This window comes from Aquimarina spongiae (genome assembly GCF_900141785.1).
Lineage (GTDB): Bacteria > Bacteroidota > Bacteroidia > Flavobacteriales > Flavobacteriaceae > Aquimarina > Aquimarina spongiae.
Genome location: NZ_FQYP01000004.1, coordinates 48,720 through 63,193, shown reverse-complemented (window position 1 = coordinate 63,193; position 14,474 = coordinate 48,720). Strand labels below are relative to the sequence as shown.

The 14,474-nt window shown below is 37.8% G+C and carries 15 protein-coding genes; 7 read left to right on the top strand and 8 right to left on the bottom strand.

Going from position 1 to position 14,474, the window contains the following annotated elements; translation table 11 throughout:
• Window positions 1–45 precede the first annotated feature (45 nt).
• The 3 genes from BUE24_RS10010 (at window position 46) to BUE24_RS10000 (ending at window position 1,825) form a co-directional block, all read left to right on the top strand.
• Window positions 46–249, top strand: a complete 204-nt coding sequence (locus BUE24_RS10010; protein WP_073315882.1) for a DUF4177 domain-containing protein — start codon at window positions 46–48, stop codon at window positions 247–249.
• Between the two features lie 24 nt (window positions 250–273).
• The gene (locus BUE24_RS10005) at window positions 274–1,056 is read left to right on the top strand and encodes an enoyl-CoA hydratase/isomerase family protein (protein WP_073315881.1); all 783 of its coding nucleotides are present in this window, start codon (window positions 274–276) and stop codon (window positions 1,054–1,056) included.
• A 130-nt stretch (window positions 1,057–1,186) separates the two neighbouring features.
• Window positions 1,187–1,825, top strand: coding sequence for a hypothetical protein (locus BUE24_RS10000; RefSeq protein WP_073315880.1), 639 nt, complete (start codon window positions 1,187–1,189; stop codon window positions 1,823–1,825).
• Between the two features lie 6 nt (window positions 1,826–1,831).
• Here the strand turns inward: BUE24_RS10000 and nadD are convergent, their stop codons facing one another.
• Genes nadD through BUE24_RS09985 form a run of 3 tightly spaced genes read right to left on the bottom strand, consistent with a single transcriptional unit; the run spans window position 1,832 to window position 3,851 of the window.
• Window positions 1,832–2,413, bottom strand: coding sequence for a nicotinate (nicotinamide) nucleotide adenylyltransferase (gene nadD, locus BUE24_RS09995; RefSeq protein WP_073315879.1), 582 nt, complete (start codon window positions 2,411–2,413; stop codon window positions 1,832–1,834).
• Between the two features lie 4 nt (window positions 2,414–2,417).
• The gene (gmk, locus tag BUE24_RS09990; RefSeq protein WP_073315878.1) at window positions 2,418–2,990 is read right to left on the bottom strand and encodes a guanylate kinase; all 573 of its coding nucleotides are present in this window, start codon (window positions 2,988–2,990) and stop codon (window positions 2,418–2,420) included.
• Window positions 2,991–3,851 (bottom strand): YicC/YloC family endoribonuclease, encoded by an 861-nt coding sequence (locus BUE24_RS09985; protein WP_073315877.1) that lies wholly within the window; start codon window positions 3,849–3,851, stop codon window positions 2,991–2,993. It abuts the gene before it with no gap.
• Between the two features lie 218 nt (window positions 3,852–4,069).
• Here BUE24_RS09985 and BUE24_RS09980 point away from each other — a divergent pair, with 218 nt between their 5' ends.
• A complete protein-coding gene (locus tag BUE24_RS09980; RefSeq protein ID WP_073315876.1) occupies window positions 4,070–4,861 on the top strand; it encodes a zinc metalloprotease in 792 nt (263 codons plus the stop codon).
• Between the two features lie 75 nt (window positions 4,862–4,936).
• On the opposite strand, the gene BUE24_RS09975 is transcribed toward BUE24_RS09980, so the two are convergent.
• Genes BUE24_RS09975 through BUE24_RS09965 form a run of 3 tightly spaced genes read right to left on the bottom strand, consistent with a single transcriptional unit; the run spans window position 4,937 to window position 9,169 of the window.
• A complete protein-coding gene (locus tag BUE24_RS09975; RefSeq protein WP_073315875.1) occupies window positions 4,937–5,497 on the bottom strand; it encodes a GNAT family N-acetyltransferase in 561 nt (186 codons plus the stop codon).
• 5 nt (window positions 5,498–5,502) lie between these two features.
• Window positions 5,503–6,054 (bottom strand): CopD family protein, encoded by a 552-nt coding sequence (locus BUE24_RS09970; protein WP_073315874.1) that lies wholly within the window; start codon window positions 6,052–6,054, stop codon window positions 5,503–5,505.
• A 4-nt stretch (window positions 6,055–6,058) separates the two neighbouring features.
• Window positions 6,059–9,169 (bottom strand): WD40/YVTN/BNR-like repeat-containing protein, encoded by a 3,111-nt coding sequence (locus BUE24_RS09965; protein ID WP_084549481.1) that lies wholly within the window; start codon window positions 9,167–9,169, stop codon window positions 6,059–6,061.
• 158 nt (window positions 9,170–9,327) lie between these two features.
• Between BUE24_RS09965 and BUE24_RS09960 the strand changes: the two genes are divergently transcribed.
• The 3 genes from BUE24_RS09960 (at window position 9,328) to BUE24_RS09950 (ending at window position 12,024) form a co-directional block, all read left to right on the top strand.
• Window positions 9,328–10,338 (top strand): helix-turn-helix domain-containing protein, encoded by a 1,011-nt coding sequence (locus tag BUE24_RS09960; RefSeq protein WP_073315873.1) that lies wholly within the window; start codon window positions 9,328–9,330, stop codon window positions 10,336–10,338.
• 96 nt (window positions 10,339–10,434) lie between these two features.
• Window positions 10,435–11,595: a PQQ-dependent sugar dehydrogenase gene (locus BUE24_RS09955; RefSeq protein WP_073315872.1), complete on the top strand. Its 1,161-nt coding sequence runs from the start codon at window positions 10,435–10,437 to the stop codon at window positions 11,593–11,595.
• 6 nt (window positions 11,596–11,601) lie between these two features.
• Window positions 11,602–12,024, top strand: a complete 423-nt coding sequence (locus BUE24_RS09950) for a nuclear transport factor 2 family protein (RefSeq protein ID WP_073315871.1) — start codon at window positions 11,602–11,604, stop codon at window positions 12,022–12,024.
• Here BUE24_RS09950 and BUE24_RS09945 read toward each other — a convergent pair.
• Both BUE24_RS09945 and hemH read right to left on the bottom strand, forming a co-directional pair.
• Window positions 12,017–13,408: an MATE family efflux transporter gene (locus BUE24_RS09945; protein WP_073315870.1), complete on the bottom strand. Its 1,392-nt coding sequence runs from the start codon at window positions 13,406–13,408 to the stop codon at window positions 12,017–12,019. The two genes, BUE24_RS09950 and BUE24_RS09945, sit on opposite strands and share 8 nt — an antisense overlap.
• Window positions 13,408–14,445, bottom strand: coding sequence for a ferrochelatase (gene hemH / locus BUE24_RS09940; protein ID WP_073315869.1), 1,038 nt, complete (start codon window positions 14,443–14,445; stop codon window positions 13,408–13,410). The genes BUE24_RS09945 and hemH overlap by 1 nt, the downstream gene beginning before the upstream one ends.
• Window positions 14,446–14,474 lie beyond the last annotated feature (29 nt).

Here is a 14,474-nt window from a genome sequence, read left to right as displayed (position 1 = left end):
GGTGAATGTTATCCGACAGTTGAAAAGTACTTAACGTAAAAACAGATGAAAGAATACAAACTAGAATCTCTGGTCTATTACTCCAAACTAACGTTGGATAAAGAACATATCTTAAAATCTTCTTCCAAAGACATTCAGGCTAAATTGGATGAATACTCTAGTGAAGGCTGGCGTTTGGTTTCTACAGATGTTGAAGATTTTGGACTGGGAATGTACTTCTATTTATATTTTGAAAGAGATAAAAATTAATAGCTCACATAAAATAATACCAACATAATGTATAATAACATTCTTACATCTCAAGAAGATGGAATAACCAAAATAACGATCAATCGTCCTTCAAAATTAAATGCACTCAATAAAGAGACGATTCAAGAACTTCATGCCGCTTTTAGAGTAGCAGATTTGGATGCTGCAACCAAAGCAATTATTGTTACCGGTAGTGGAGAGAAGGCTTTTGTAGCAGGAGCAGACATTAGCGAGTTTGCTGATTTCTCTGTTTCTGAAGGAGGAAAACTAGCCGAAAAAGGTCAAGAACTACTTTTTGATTTTGTAGCGAATCTATCAACTCCCGTAATAGCTGCTGTAAATGGTTTTGCTTTAGGAGGAGGACTAGAATTGGCAATGGCAGCTCATTTTAGAATTGCTAGTGATAATGCCAAAATGGGACTACCTGAGGTATCTCTGGGTGTGATTCCTGGATATGGTGGGACCCAACGTTTGCCACAATTGGTAGGAAAAGGAAGAGCCATGGAAATGATTATGACTGCAGGAATGATAGATGCCAATCAGGCGATGCAATATGGCTTGGTAAATCATGTGACTACACAAGAGGAACTATTGCCATTGGCCGAAAAGTTGGCAGGAAAGATCATGAGAAACTCTTCTGTGGCAATTGCAGCTGCTATAAAATCTGTTAATGCCGCTTTTGAAGATGGAGTAAACGGATTTAAAGTAGAAATAGAACAATTTGGAAATTGTTTCGGTACCGAAGATTTTAAAGAAGGAACTACTGCGTTTCTAGAAAAACGCAAGGCAGATTTCCCTGGAAAATAAAATAAACATATACTAATAGAAGATCCCAAGGGCCAATCGCTTTTGGGATTTTTATTTGCTTCTTATCTCAAGAATAGAAGTAATCCATAATAGTTTTGTATTTTTACTAAACACTCTTATTCCTTACTTCATGAAAGCTCTGTACAAAAATCCTATAGCCATTATTCTCATTGTTTTTGCAGTGGTGGGTTTTGTATTGCTAGAAGGGCAATTGCCAGCTATAAATTTGGCACACCTTACCCCCGGAAATGTAGTGGCTGTATTAGGATACACCTCGGTAATTATGTTTGTAGTAGAGCAGTTTATAGAAATTTTTGTTCATGATTACAATCAGAGACTTAAGAAGGAATGTAAAGAACGTATTGATGAGATTGATCGCAAATTAGAGAGTATGAATGAGCCGTTGGCTGGTGAGGAATCTGCTTTGGAAACAGAAGAAGTTTCTGTGCCGGAAGTGGCAAACATGATGAAGGAGAAAAGAAGGCTAGAAAATACCCTTACCAAAGAAGGTATGAAACGCAAACAGCGAACCATTGTGATTGCTTTTATTATTGGACTTATTTTATCCTTTTCGGGTTTTAGATTGATGTCGGGTATATTGTTTAATGAAACCAGTGATAACTTATCCGAGATACAATCTACCATTATTCAATCGATAGATATTATCCTTACCGCTGGGATAATTGCAGGAGGAAGTGATCGTATGCATAGGTTAATAAAAAGGGTGAAAGAAGCTTTTCAGCCAGAGAATAGTTATAATGAGTACTAAATTCTTTTATCGATAAAAATTCATTTGATCGATATATTCCCATACTTCTTGAGAGAGTAAAGGGCGTACATTTTTTCCTTCACCAATAGTATTTCTAATAAATGTTGAAGAGATCTCCATAATCGGTGCGCTAACCTGTTTAATTTTTGGGTGATCCTTAAACTGATGTTCAATCTTCCCTTCAGAAATACGGGGATATACATAGATATGATGGTTTTCGAGAATCACCTCATAGTTTTTCCATTTATGAAAGCTTTTCAAGTTGTCTTCTCCCATGATCAAATTAAATTGATACTCGGGATAGTGTTCTTGCAAATGTGCTAATGTATGTACCGTATAATTCGGTTGTGGTAGTTTGAACTCGATATCACTGGGCTTCAACTTAGGATACGATTCTGTTGCTCGGTAGACCATTTCATAACGATGATGATTGTCTAATAGCGAGCTTTTCTTTTTAAAAGGATTATGAGGGGTGACTACCATCCATATTTCGTCAAGATCAGAAAACTCAGCCATATGATTGGCAATTGCCAAATGGCCAACATGAATAGGATTAAATGTCCCGAAGTATAATCCAATTTTTTTCATTGTACTATCCTAAAAGAAACTTCTTTACTAGTTGATAAACCTCGGCTTTTGCCTTTTCCAGATCATCATTGGTAACTATAGCATCAAATTGCGGCGCTGTTGCCATTTCTGTAGAGGCCTTGGCAACACGCATATTGATTTTATCTTCAGATTCGGTTTTGCGTTTTTTAAGTCGAATCTTTAGCTCTTCTATACTAGGTGGTTTTACAAAGATTGCAAGGGTACGATCTGGATAAATTCGTTTGATGTCTAATCCACCCACGACATCAATATCAAAAATAACGTGCTTTCCATTATCCCAAAGGCGTTGTACTTCAGTTTTTAAAGTACCGTAAAAATTATCTCTATATACTTCTTCCCACTCCAAAAACTCGTCGTTCTTGATTTTGTCCTTAAACTCACGTAAGGATAAAAAGTAATAATCTTTACCATGTACTTCGGCTCCTCTAGGCTCTCGAGAGGCTGCAGAAATAGAAAAACCAAGATTGAGTTCTTGGAGATCTAATAAATATTTTACCAATGTAGTTTTTCCACTACCCGATGGGGCAGAAAGTACAATTAGCTTTCCTTGCTTCATTTACAATACGTTTAGTAATTGCTCTTTTATTTTTTCGAGTTCATCTTTCATTTGCACCACTAACTTTTGCATTGGAGCGTAGTTAGATTTGCTTCCTATAGTGTTGATTTCCCGACCAATTTCCTGAGTAATGAATCCCAATTTCTTTCCGTTAGATTCTGGAGTGTTTAGTGTAGTGGTAAAGTACTCAAGATGATTAGAAAGACGAACTTTTTCTTCAGTGATGTCGAATTTTTCCAGATAATAGATAAGTTCTTGTTCAAATCGATTTTGATCCACTTCTTCTTTAATATCGGATACTGCTTTTTGTAATCGCTCGCGAACCCCTTCGATACGTTCGGGATCCATTTCGATCACGTCGGCTAGTAACTTTCCTATATTTTGTATACGTATGACAAAGTCTTTCTCCAGTGCTTTCCCTTCATCGACTCTATAGGTGTCAATAGCATTCAAAGCGTTACGTAGTCCCTCATTAATAGCTTTAAATTCTTCTTCATCAATTTCTTCTCTCACTGTTTTTAAAGCATCCGGCATACGAACTGCCATTTTCAGATATTCTCCAATTTCTCCGCTGTTGTGTATGCCCTGTAATTGTTTCATATAATCCTTAACCACAGCGTCGTTGATTTTGGTCGAAGTCTCTTCTGCAGTGATTTCAACATACAACCCAAAATCTACCTTTCCTCTTACCAATGATTTTGCAATGGTATTTCGCATGGGTAACTCTTTTTCTCGGTATTGAGATGGAATTCTAGCGTTGATGTCTAAGTTCTTGCTATTGAGCGATTTTACCTCGATAGTGACTTTTTTTGTAGGCAGTTGTAATACAGACTTCCCAAAGCCGGTCATGGATTTGATCATAGAGTCAATTTAATAAGTGGCACGAAGATACGGAAAAGTATAAAGTTGAAATGACTAGATATCAGGAAACATCAATTGTCATCATAATTTTGTCTATACAAGTTCTCTTTTTTATAAAAAAACAAAAATAGGGTTATTAAAATGTTGTTTATCTAACATTGTTGAAAATCAACAAATTATTATATTTACAATACACAAATTCAAAACATATATTTATTATGAAAACTTTCAAATTAGGTATGCTGATTGTCATAGCAATCGGCATGGTAAGATGTTCCAACGATGTTGAAAATGATATTCAACAGGAGTCAACAATTACTCAACAAGATGTTTCTTCCGAAATCCTTTCTAAATTACAGCAGATGGGGTTTGACATGGATAAAACATCAGTTATCCCCTCTAAAGGAGGATATATTGTAGATGGCGATATTTTTATCACTCAAGAAACACTAGAGCGTGGCGATTTTCAAAAACAGGCATTTATTAGTATTGTCGATTGTAACAGAGCAGGCAATATTCGTATTCAAAATGCCTTAGGTAACAATGCAGCAGGAAGAGGATTTCAAAGAGGGATCGATTTATGGAATAGGGTTAATGGTACTACTTTACGATTGATTCCGGTAAATAATAATCCTGATATTTTGGTTCGTTTAGCAAATCCCGGCGAAATTGGAGGCTGGGGTCTTGGTGAATTCCCTACTAATGGAATTGAAGGAGGTTTGATCATATTGAACCTTAACGAACCCAGCATTGATGGTGACCCGGTTACAGCAAGAGAATGGGGAAATATATTAACTCATGAAATTGGTCATAATATTGGATTTCTTCATGCAGAACAAGGATTTTTTGGAACACAAGTTCCAGGAACGCCGATTAATGATCGTAACTCGATTATGACTTCGGGATCAAATCCTAGTGTGGTATTTAACGCTAATAACGTTTCGCGAAATGATAGAAGAGCAGTAAGACGTATGTATAGTAATAGAAATAACAGATTGTGCGGTAGATAAAATATTGATCAAATAATCTAAAATAATAGAGGCTGCTCACAAATTGTTGGGCAGTCTTTTTTTGCTATAAAACCATCAGTTAGAATGTTCTCTAAGATTGATAGACATAGTTATTTTATCAATGTATTTTTTGTCTTCAAGGAAAAAACTATCAATGCGTCCACACTCTTGAAAATTCATTTTTCGGTATAGTGCGATACCCGCTTTGTTACTGGCATATACTTCTAACCAGATTATTTTTAGTGTGTCATTTTTTCTGGACCAATCCAATACATTTTGAATAAGAAAAGTGCCTACTCCTTGATTTTGCCAGCTCGTATGTATCCCCATCCCAATCATAGCCGTATGAACCATTTTTTCTCTCGAACTTCCGGTGAGATCAATGTTGCCTATAAGCTTTCCGTCATGTTCGGCTACTAAAAGGAGGCTATTGGTTTCTTTTTGGTAGCGTTTGATGAGTTGGTTTTCTTCGGTAATATTATTAGAGTATTCATAATCAAACAACGGAAGGGTATTCGTATTTTTTAGATACTGTAGTTTGAGTTCAAGCAATTGTTTGGCATCGTCGGGATGTGCCTCCCTAATGATTACCCCATAATCGGATTTGGTTTGATATGTTTTTGGTAAAAAATGCAATGAATTTAGGCGTTAGGATTTTTGTCTCTAATTCTCTTGTACAATTTGATTCCGAACATCAAAGCCACAGATAAGGAGACAATTCCGATGACTCCATAAATCCAATTCACAGCATCTCGTACAATGACCAAAAATATAACAGCAAATAAAATGAGCGTAGAGCCTTCATTCCACATTCTCATTTGGTTTGACGACCATTTGACGATATCTTGTTGTAGTTGCTTATAAATTTGGTGGCATTTCAAATGATACATGAATAGCAATACCACAAACCCCAGTTTGACATGCATCCAGGATTGTTCTAACCACCCAGGCATTAGTATAAGTAGCCATATGGCAAACAAGGTCGCTAATATAGCCGAAGGCCAGGAAATGATAAACCAAAGACGCTTGGCCATAAGCTTTAATTGTGTCCCCAAAATTTCTTTTTCGGGAGATGGCTTTTGGCTGGCTTCGATCTGATAGACAAATAATCTGGGGATATAAAATAACCCTGCAAACCATGTGATTACAAAAATGAGATGCAGGGATTTTATGTAGTTATAATATTCTAACATTAGATTAGTCTTCGACAAAAAGATAATTAAGCTGCAAGGTATTGAATTCGGCATTAAAGCCCTTAATTTCTTGAGAAATTAATTGATCAAAAGTATTCAATTGTTGTTCGATCTTTTTGGTCAATTCATTTTTTACAGCAATATCTTGAGCTGTTGGCCCAAAATCTCCCATACCCACCAAAGAGTTCAAGTGCCCCAGTTTATTGGTAAGTTTGATTGGGAAATTAAGAGGGTCCTGATTACTCTTATTTTTGGTTTGATAGAGCGCTTTTTCTATATCGCTAAACTTTTCTTGCAAATCTTTTGCTTTTTGTACAAGCTCTTTGGTTTTTTCATTGTCTTTATACTGAGTTTCAAAACCTTTGAGTTGCTTATTGATTTTTCGAATCTTTTTGATCGATTGATGCGCTCTGTCTACAATAGCATTCACATCGGTAATAAAATCAAATTGTTGTTGCATATCCTGTTGAGTGGATTCAGCTCTTGGGTCGGCAACAATAGTAAAGGATTGTTTTCCTACATCAGTTCCATTTACATTCAAGCTTACCTGATATGATCCAGGGACAGCTTTAGGACCATCGAGATTTGCCCACCATAGGATCATACCTTTTAGTTTTTCGGCACCATCACCTCTCAAGTTCCAATTAAACTGATTTCCTCCGGCTTTTAGATCTTTTAATTGATCCTTTTTTTCTTTGGCCCCAGTACTGAAGGATTTGATGGTATCGTTTTTCTGATTGAAATAGGTGAGTTGTACTGTATCTTTTTCCTTGTCAAAATTCTTGAGATAAAAATAGGTGGATACCCCAGCCGGATGATTTTTACCCTCTGTTTTAGAATCTTTTGCTTGGGTCCCCCGCATGCGATATGCATCTTTGGGTTTGTACAAAATGTGATTTTGCGATTTTAGACTAGTATTAAGCTGATGTAATAAGGTAAGATCATCAATGATCCAAAGACTTCTTCCTTGTGTAGCTACAATTAGGTTGTTTTCTTTGATGGTCAAGTCTGTGATAGGAACAATAGGCAGATTAAGTTGAAAAGACTGCCAGCTTTTACCATCATCAAAAGAGATATACATCCCAGTTTCGGTTCCTGCATACAGAAGCCCTTTTCTTTTAGGATCTTCTCGTAGTACTCTGGTAAAATGTTCTGAGGGGATACCAGTAGTAATTTTTGTCCAGGACTTTCCATAATCCGTAGTTTTATACAAATAAGGAGCAAAATCTCCAGATTTGTATTTGGTACCAGCGATATAGCAGGTGCCTGCATCAAAAGCACTAGGTTCTATGCTGTTGATCATCATCCACTCGGGCATTCCCTTTGGGGTAACATTGCTCCAGGTAGCACCTCCATCCTGACTTATATGCACCAATCCATCATCACTACCTACCCATAAAAGGCCTTCCTTTAGAGGGCTTTCGGCAGCGGCAAAAATAGTACAATAATATTCTACAGAGGTATTATCCTGAGTGATAGGACCCCCTGATGATTTCAACTTTTCAGGATCGTTTCTGGTAAGATCCGGACTGATCACCTCCCAGCTTTGTCCTTCATTTTCGGTGACATGAACATGGTTAGAAAAGGTGTACAGTCGATTTGGATTATGCTTAGAAAATATAATAGGGAAATTCCACTGAAAACGGTATTTCATATCTTCTGCACCGTGACCCATTGGGTTATCAGGCCATACACTTATCGATCTAATGGTTTCTGTTTTGTGATTCACTCTGGTTAAGAAACCATCGTAGCTTCCGCCATAAACAATATCATTATTTTTTGGATCTACAGCAATGTGCGCAGATTCTCCACCAGCAGTTCTTTCCCAATCATCTTCGGATATGGAACTTCCAGAACTTCTATGACTAATACGAATCGTAGAATTATCCTGTTGCGCTACATAGATGCGATAAGGGAAATGATTATCGGTAGTAACTCTATAAAATTGTGAGGTGGGTTGGTTATGGTAGGTACTCCAGGTTTCTCCACCATCGTAGGTGATTTGTGCACCCCCGTCATCTCCCATGATCATGCGTTTTGGATTTTCGGGAGCGATCCATAGATCATGGTGATCCCCATGAGGAGCTCTGGAACTGGTAAAGTTTTTACCTCCGTCTTTACTTTTATGGTAGGACACATTTACCACATACACTACATCTTTATCCTTGGTATCGGCATAAATACGCGTATAATACCAAGCTCTTTGTCGAAGACTTCTTTCGCTGTTCAAAAGTGTCCAGGTGTCACCACCATCGTCACTTCTGTAAACCCCTCCTTTTTCTTTATTTTCTACTATGGCCCAAACGCGTTCGCTATCCACCGGAGAAACGGTAACCCCTATTATTCCTAGCGTGTCCTTTGGGAATCCTTTGTTGGTAGAAATTTCTTTCCAACTTTTTCCGCTATCGGTACTTTTCCAAAGTGCAGATCCTTTACCGCCAGAACTGAGGCTATAAGGAGTTCTTCGGGCATTCCAGGTAGAAGCATATAAAATTCTGGGATTGTTAGGATCCAAAGTAAGATCTACTGCTCCAGCATCTGCATTGGCAAAAAGTACTTTGTTCCAGGTTTTACCTCCATCGGTACTTTTATAAACCCCACGATCTTGTGTTGGTTTGTAAATATTTCCTAATACTCCGGCATACACGATATCGGGATTGGTAGGGTGAATAGCAATTCTAGGGATATGTCTACTCTTGGGTAAACCAGATTGAATCCATGTTTTACCAGCATCTACACTTTTCCATACACCATACCCAGAAGACACATTACCTCGTAGTGTTTTTTCACCTCCTCCTACATATATCACATTAGGATCGCTTTTGGATACTGAAATGGCACCTACAGAACCTCCAAAGAAACCATCAGAGATATTTTCCCAGGTTCTTCCTCCATCCACAGTTTTCCAGATACCTCCTCCGGTAGCTCCAAAATAAAATAAATTAGGTTTTCCAGGTACGCCGGTTACTGCTGCGCTGCGCCCTCCTCGAAAAGGACCAATTAGCCGATATTCTAGGGCATCATATAGGGCTGAATCATAGGTTTGTGATTGAAGCGGGAGATTGATAATAAAAACAAAAAGAATAGAAATTACTTTGATAAATCTTGAGTACATGGATGTTGAGTTTTGTGTTGTAAAGACCAAAATAGAATAGGTAAAGGTCAAACGATAGAATTGATGGCCCACTAAAGTCTATAAATAAAAATTGTTGCGAAAGATTTTCACGTAATTTTAACCTTGTATACAATAAGATCCTTTTTAACTTTGACTCCATGATATTAGAAGGAGTAGTATTGGTATTAAGTTGTCTGGGGGTAATCCAGGCAATGTTTTTATGCTTTTATTTGTTTACCGTAAAAAAGGGAAACAGAAAAGCGAATCAGTTTCTGGCTTTTGTTTTATTGGGATTAACCATTCGGATAGGGAAATCAATTTTTCATAATTATATCGAGGTTGATCCAAGAATAAGAAATATGGCTATTGCAGCTATTTTGGCTGTGGGTCCTTTTCTATGGTTCTACGGGAAAGCACTTTTCGAAAAACAGCCCATTTCAAAAAAACACTATTGGCACCTACTTCCGTTTGGTCTGTTTTTGGTGTTTAGCCCAATTATTCCCAATAGAGGAGACGTGGCTTCTTATATAGCATATTCCCTTGTTTTTGTTCATTTAGGGGTTTATCTAGGGGTCTGTTGGAAATATATTTCTGAAATAAAGGAAGAAACAGAGGTAAAACTACTGAAATGGTATCGTAACATTACCATTGGAGTGAGTGTTACCTGGGCGTTGTATGTTGGTATTTTGTTACGGTGGATTCCTTTTTACATTTTGGGAGCAATCTCGTTTTCATTTTTAATGTATTTATTCACTTTTTTGTTGCTGAAAAAGCATGTCTTTGCATTAGAAAAATATAGCAGCTCAACAATGGATAGGGCTACTTCTAGAAATACCTTGGAACGACTTAAACATATGCTTGAAGAAGAAGAGCTATTCTTAAAAAGTGAAACCTCATTACAAAGTGTTGCCAAACTACTTGAAATCACACCAAGAGCATTATCACAAGTGATTAATGAGAACGAACACAAAAATTTTTCAGAATTTATAAATCACTATCGCATTAAAAAAGCAAAATCCTTGTTAACCGATGTGCAATATGCTAATGAGAAAATAGCAACCATTGCCTATGATTGTGGGTTTGGTAATGTTACTTCATTTAACCTGGCTTTTAAATCTGAAACTCAAATTACACCCTCTCAATATCGAAATCAGTACAAAGTGGCTTGACGTAAACCTCTTTTTCGTTTTAAAAATCATGTTTTTTAAAGGGTTTTGACACAAACCTTTTCATTTTGCAATCCAAATCACACCAAAATTGTAGTAATGAAAAAAACATTTGTATTGATGATTCTTATCGCTATGGGATGTGCCCAAGTAGAACAACCCATTGCAAAACCCACCCAAACCACACCTGTTAAGGAAGCAGTAATTGATAGTCTTAAACATCCGTGGAGTATCGCATTTATATCTGAAGAAGAAGTATTGGTTTCAGAAAAAGATGGAGACCTGTTGCGAGTCAACTTGGAGTCCAAAAAGAAAACGATCATCAAAGGCTTTCCGAGAGATTTAACCGATAGTATCCGAGTAGTATACCGAGGTGATAACTCTGGAACTTTTGAAGTGCGTTTACATCCCGAATTTCAGAATAACAGATTTATTTACGTTTCGTATGCAGCCAAAAAAGTAGGAGAGGGAAAGACGACAAAAGTCATACGCGCAAGGCTAGAAAAAGACTCTTTGCGAGATATCAGAACCATACTCGAAGCCGGACCATATACACGAGGGTACTATCACTATGGTGGAGGGATGACTTTTGGGCCGGACAAGAAATTATATATAACCATTGGGGAACGATTATTCAGAGAAATCGATGAACCCGAAATGCCTATTGCACAGGACTTAACGGACAAACGAGGGAAGATTTATCGATTAAACCCCGATGGAAGTATTCCGGATGATAATCCAGATTTTGGTCCTGATGCACAGCCTGGGATTTATGCAATTGGTATTAGGGCGGCACAAGGCATTGCAGTAGATCCCAAAAGCGGTAACGTATGGTTTAGTGAACACGGCACCCGACAAGGGGATGAGGTTAATTTATTAAAAGCCGGGGCAAACTATGGATGGCCTGTGATTACCACTGGAGGATATCGAAGTAGGGACTATGTACCCCCAACAATAGAAGGAGCTACGTTTACCGATCCCAAATGGTACTGGCAACATACTGTTGCGCCTACTGGATTGATGTTTTACACGGGAGATGAATTTCCCGAGTGGAAAGGAGATTTGTTGGTTCCAGGATTGTCGAGAGGAAGTCTTTGGCGATTTCGGATAGCAAATGATACCATACAAAGTGCCGAAGAACTTTTTGTGAATAATAGAGTTCGGTCCCGAAAAGTTGTGCAAAGTCCAGAAGGAAAATTATACATGCTTACCGACGAGCCCAACGGAAAAATTGTAAGAATCAAAAACAAAACAATCTAGAAACACATGAAAACTTATTTTTTATCAATTGCGATATGCATTGCATTCAACGTAACATTTGCACAATCTGAAGAGGATCAAATCAAATCTACCTTACAAACCTATATCAAAGGAACATCGTATAACCAACCCGAGGTCATCAAAGAAGCATTTTATAAAGAAGCCAATTTATTCCTGTCTCATAAAGAAAAAGAACTATGGATTGTACCCATAGCAGAGTATGCTTCCTGGTTTGAAAAAAAGGAGCAAGGAAAGTTTAATGGCAGAACAGGAAATGTGCTTTCAATTGATCAGGAAAATGATATCGCTATTGCCAAAGTTGAGATACTTTCCGAAGGAAAAGAGACGAGATACATTGATCTCTTTTTACTGAAAAGAATAAAAGGAACATGGCAGATCATCAGTAAAGCGGCTACACGAACTAAGTAGTTTTGGGAGCAAGGAGTTGTGTTCGTACTTCCCGATTCAAAAAGTAACCAGTAACAATGGTTGCCAATACATCCGCGATAGGAAACGATATCCAAACACCAAGCTCTCCATAAAATTTAGGTAAAATCAAGACTAGAGGGATAAAGAAAAACCCTTGTCGTGATAAGGTAAGCAGTAGAGCAGGGATAGCCTTGCCTACTGCCTGAAAATAAGCTGCTCCTATAAGCTGTAATGCTATGATAGGAGTAGCTGCAAATACCCACCGCATAGGTTCTGTGGCATGAGAAAGTACAAATTGATTTACCGCTAATTCTTTAGCAGGAATATCAGGATTATCACTCAAAAACAGAGAAGCGATTTCTGCAGGGAAAATCATTAATCCAATAAATACTAAAGAGGCAACTATAGCCGCGTATTTGATGGCTGTATTTATAGATTCTCTAACACGATCGTATTGTTTTGCTCCATAGTTATATCCCGCAATCGGTAAAAATCCTTGAGTGACTCCAAAAACCGGAAACAGTGCAAACATCAACATTCGACCAATAATCGCATAGACTGCTACTAATCCTTCTTGACCTAGATCAAATAGGATGTTATTCATTAGTAGATAAGTGATACTTACAACGGCTTGTCTGGCTAGTGTTACTCCTCCCAGAGAGCCAATCTCAGTTACAATGTCCTTTTGTAGTACGAGATGCTTAAAACGAATTTTGAGTTCAGAGTTTTTTGAGGTGAAAAACCAAAAAATGTATAAAAAACATGCTAAATAGGATCCTGTAGTAGCCCAGGCAGCACCGTGCATGCCCATATCCAGCACATTAATAAAAATGTAATCCATTACTAAGTTCCCTACCGTTGGGATAATCATGGCGGTCATGGCAAATTTTGGTTTCCCTTCGGCACGAATCACCGTATTTCCCATCATCGCAAATCCAAGGATAGGAACTCCATACAGTACGATTACATAATAGATTTTGGCAGGGTCAAAAATATCGCCTTTACCACCAAATCGTGGGATAATATCATCTACAAAAGCCAATCCAAGAATGACTAAAGAAACGGTACAAAGTAAAGTGAGGGTGATCTGATTTCCGAAAGTATGTAAGGCTCTTTGCTTGTTATCGGCTCCCAAGGCTCTTGATATAATGCTGGAACCACCAATACCAATGGCCATCCCTAAAGCAGCAATAAAAAAAGAAACCGGTAATACGACGTTAATCGCAGCAATAGCAATAGAACCGATCCAATTGCCAACAAAAATAGAATCGATAAGAATATTGAGAGACATCACAAGGATCCCTATTGAAGCAGGGACAGCCTGTTTAATCAATAACTTACCTATGGGCTCAATGCCAAGGGCTTCAGAGCTTACTTTTGCCATTACACCATTTCGGTTTTAACAGCAGACCATTCGTTGATCCAATTAGCCAGTACCTGAGCCCAATCATCTCTATCGTTTAGACAAGGAATGGTAGTAAATTCTTTACCACCAACTTCGTGGAATATTTCTTCTCCTTCCATGGCAATTTCTTCCAGAGTTTCCAGACAGTCTGATACAAATGCCGGCGTTACGATAGCCATTTTTTTGGTACCTTCTTTTCCCATTCGCTCTATAGTGCGATCTGTATAAGGCTGTAACCATGGATCAAAACCTAATCTGGATTGATAAGAAGTAGAGTAAGTACCATTCTTAAGCCCTAGCTTTTTGGCCACTTGTACTGTTGTCATTTCGCACTGATGACGATAGCAGAACTCGTGTTGTATAGACCCTTTTTTGAAACAACATTTACCATCCATTTTACAATTTCCTTTACTGATATCACTTTTTCGGATGTGCCTTTCGGGTACGCCGTGATAACTGAAAAGGATATGTTCATAATCCACACCTTCCAAATGTTCTGCAATGCTATTCGATAGCACCTCGATATACTCGGGTTTGTTGTAAAAGGCCGGAACATCGGTAATTTTCATATCAGGAAAATGTTCTGCTCGTAGTTCTTCTGCCAATACCAAAATAGTTTCGGTAGTAGCCATTGCAAATTGTGGATATAAGGGTACGATCATCACCTCATTAACTCCTTGATCATGTAGTTCCTGCAATCCTTTCTTGATGGTTATAGAACCATATCGCATAGCAAGACCGATGGGGATGTTGGTTTTTTCGGCAACCTTATTTTGTAAACGCTCTGAAATAACAATTAGTGGAGATCCTTCTTCCCACCATATCTTTTGATAAGCAGCTGCGGATTTTTTTGGACGTGTATTTAAAATAATTCCTTTAACCAACAATGTTCTTGCCCATAATGGGAGATCAATAACTCGTGGATCCATTAAAAACTCACCAAGATATTTTTTTACATCTTTTGGATTGGTACTATCAGGAGATCCTAGATTTACCAGAAGAACGCCTTTGCTCATAATTTTTCTTTTTGCAAAGCAAAAATACG

What these genes read in the sequence shown, in the direction of transcription:
- BUE24_RS09965 (WP_084549481.1), bottom strand. Translation starts at nt 9,169, where the DNA reads ATGTACTCAAGATTTATCAAAGTAATTTCTATTCTTTTTGTTTTTATT.
- BUE24_RS09955 (WP_073315872.1), top strand. Translation starts at nt 10,435, where the DNA reads ATGAAAAAAACATTTGTATTGATGATTCTTATCGCTATGGGATGTGCC.
- nadD (WP_073315879.1), bottom strand. Translation starts at nt 2,413, where the DNA reads ATGAAAAAAATTGGATTATACTTCGGGACATTTAATCCTATTCATGTT.
- BUE24_RS09950 (WP_073315871.1), top strand. Translation starts at nt 11,602, where the DNA reads ATGAAAACTTATTTTTTATCAATTGCGATATGCATTGCATTCAACGTA.
- BUE24_RS10010 (WP_073315882.1), top strand. Translation starts at nt 46, where the DNA reads ATGAAAGAATACAAACTAGAATCTCTGGTCTATTACTCCAAACTAACG.
- gmk (WP_073315878.1), bottom strand. Translation starts at nt 2,990, where the DNA reads ATGAAGCAAGGAAAGCTAATTGTACTTTCTGCCCCATCGGGTAGTGGA.
- hemH (WP_073315869.1), bottom strand. Translation starts at nt 14,445, where the DNA reads ATGAGCAAAGGCGTTCTTCTGGTAAATCTAGGATCTCCTGATAGTACC.
- BUE24_RS09980 (WP_073315876.1), top strand. Translation starts at nt 4,070, where the DNA reads ATGAAAACTTTCAAATTAGGTATGCTGATTGTCATAGCAATCGGCATG.
- BUE24_RS10000 (WP_073315880.1), top strand. Translation starts at nt 1,187, where the DNA reads ATGAAAGCTCTGTACAAAAATCCTATAGCCATTATTCTCATTGTTTTT.
- BUE24_RS09970 (WP_073315874.1), bottom strand. Translation starts at nt 6,054, where the DNA reads ATGTTAGAATATTATAACTACATAAAATCCCTGCATCTCATTTTTGTA.
- BUE24_RS09985 (WP_073315877.1), bottom strand. Translation starts at nt 3,851, where the DNA reads ATGATCAAATCCATGACCGGCTTTGGGAAGTCTGTATTACAACTGCCT.
- BUE24_RS09960 (WP_073315873.1), top strand. Translation starts at nt 9,328, where the DNA reads ATGATATTAGAAGGAGTAGTATTGGTATTAAGTTGTCTGGGGGTAATC.
- BUE24_RS09945 (WP_073315870.1), bottom strand. Translation starts at nt 13,408, where the DNA reads ATGGCAAAAGTAAGCTCTGAAGCCCTTGGCATTGAGCCCATAGGTAAG.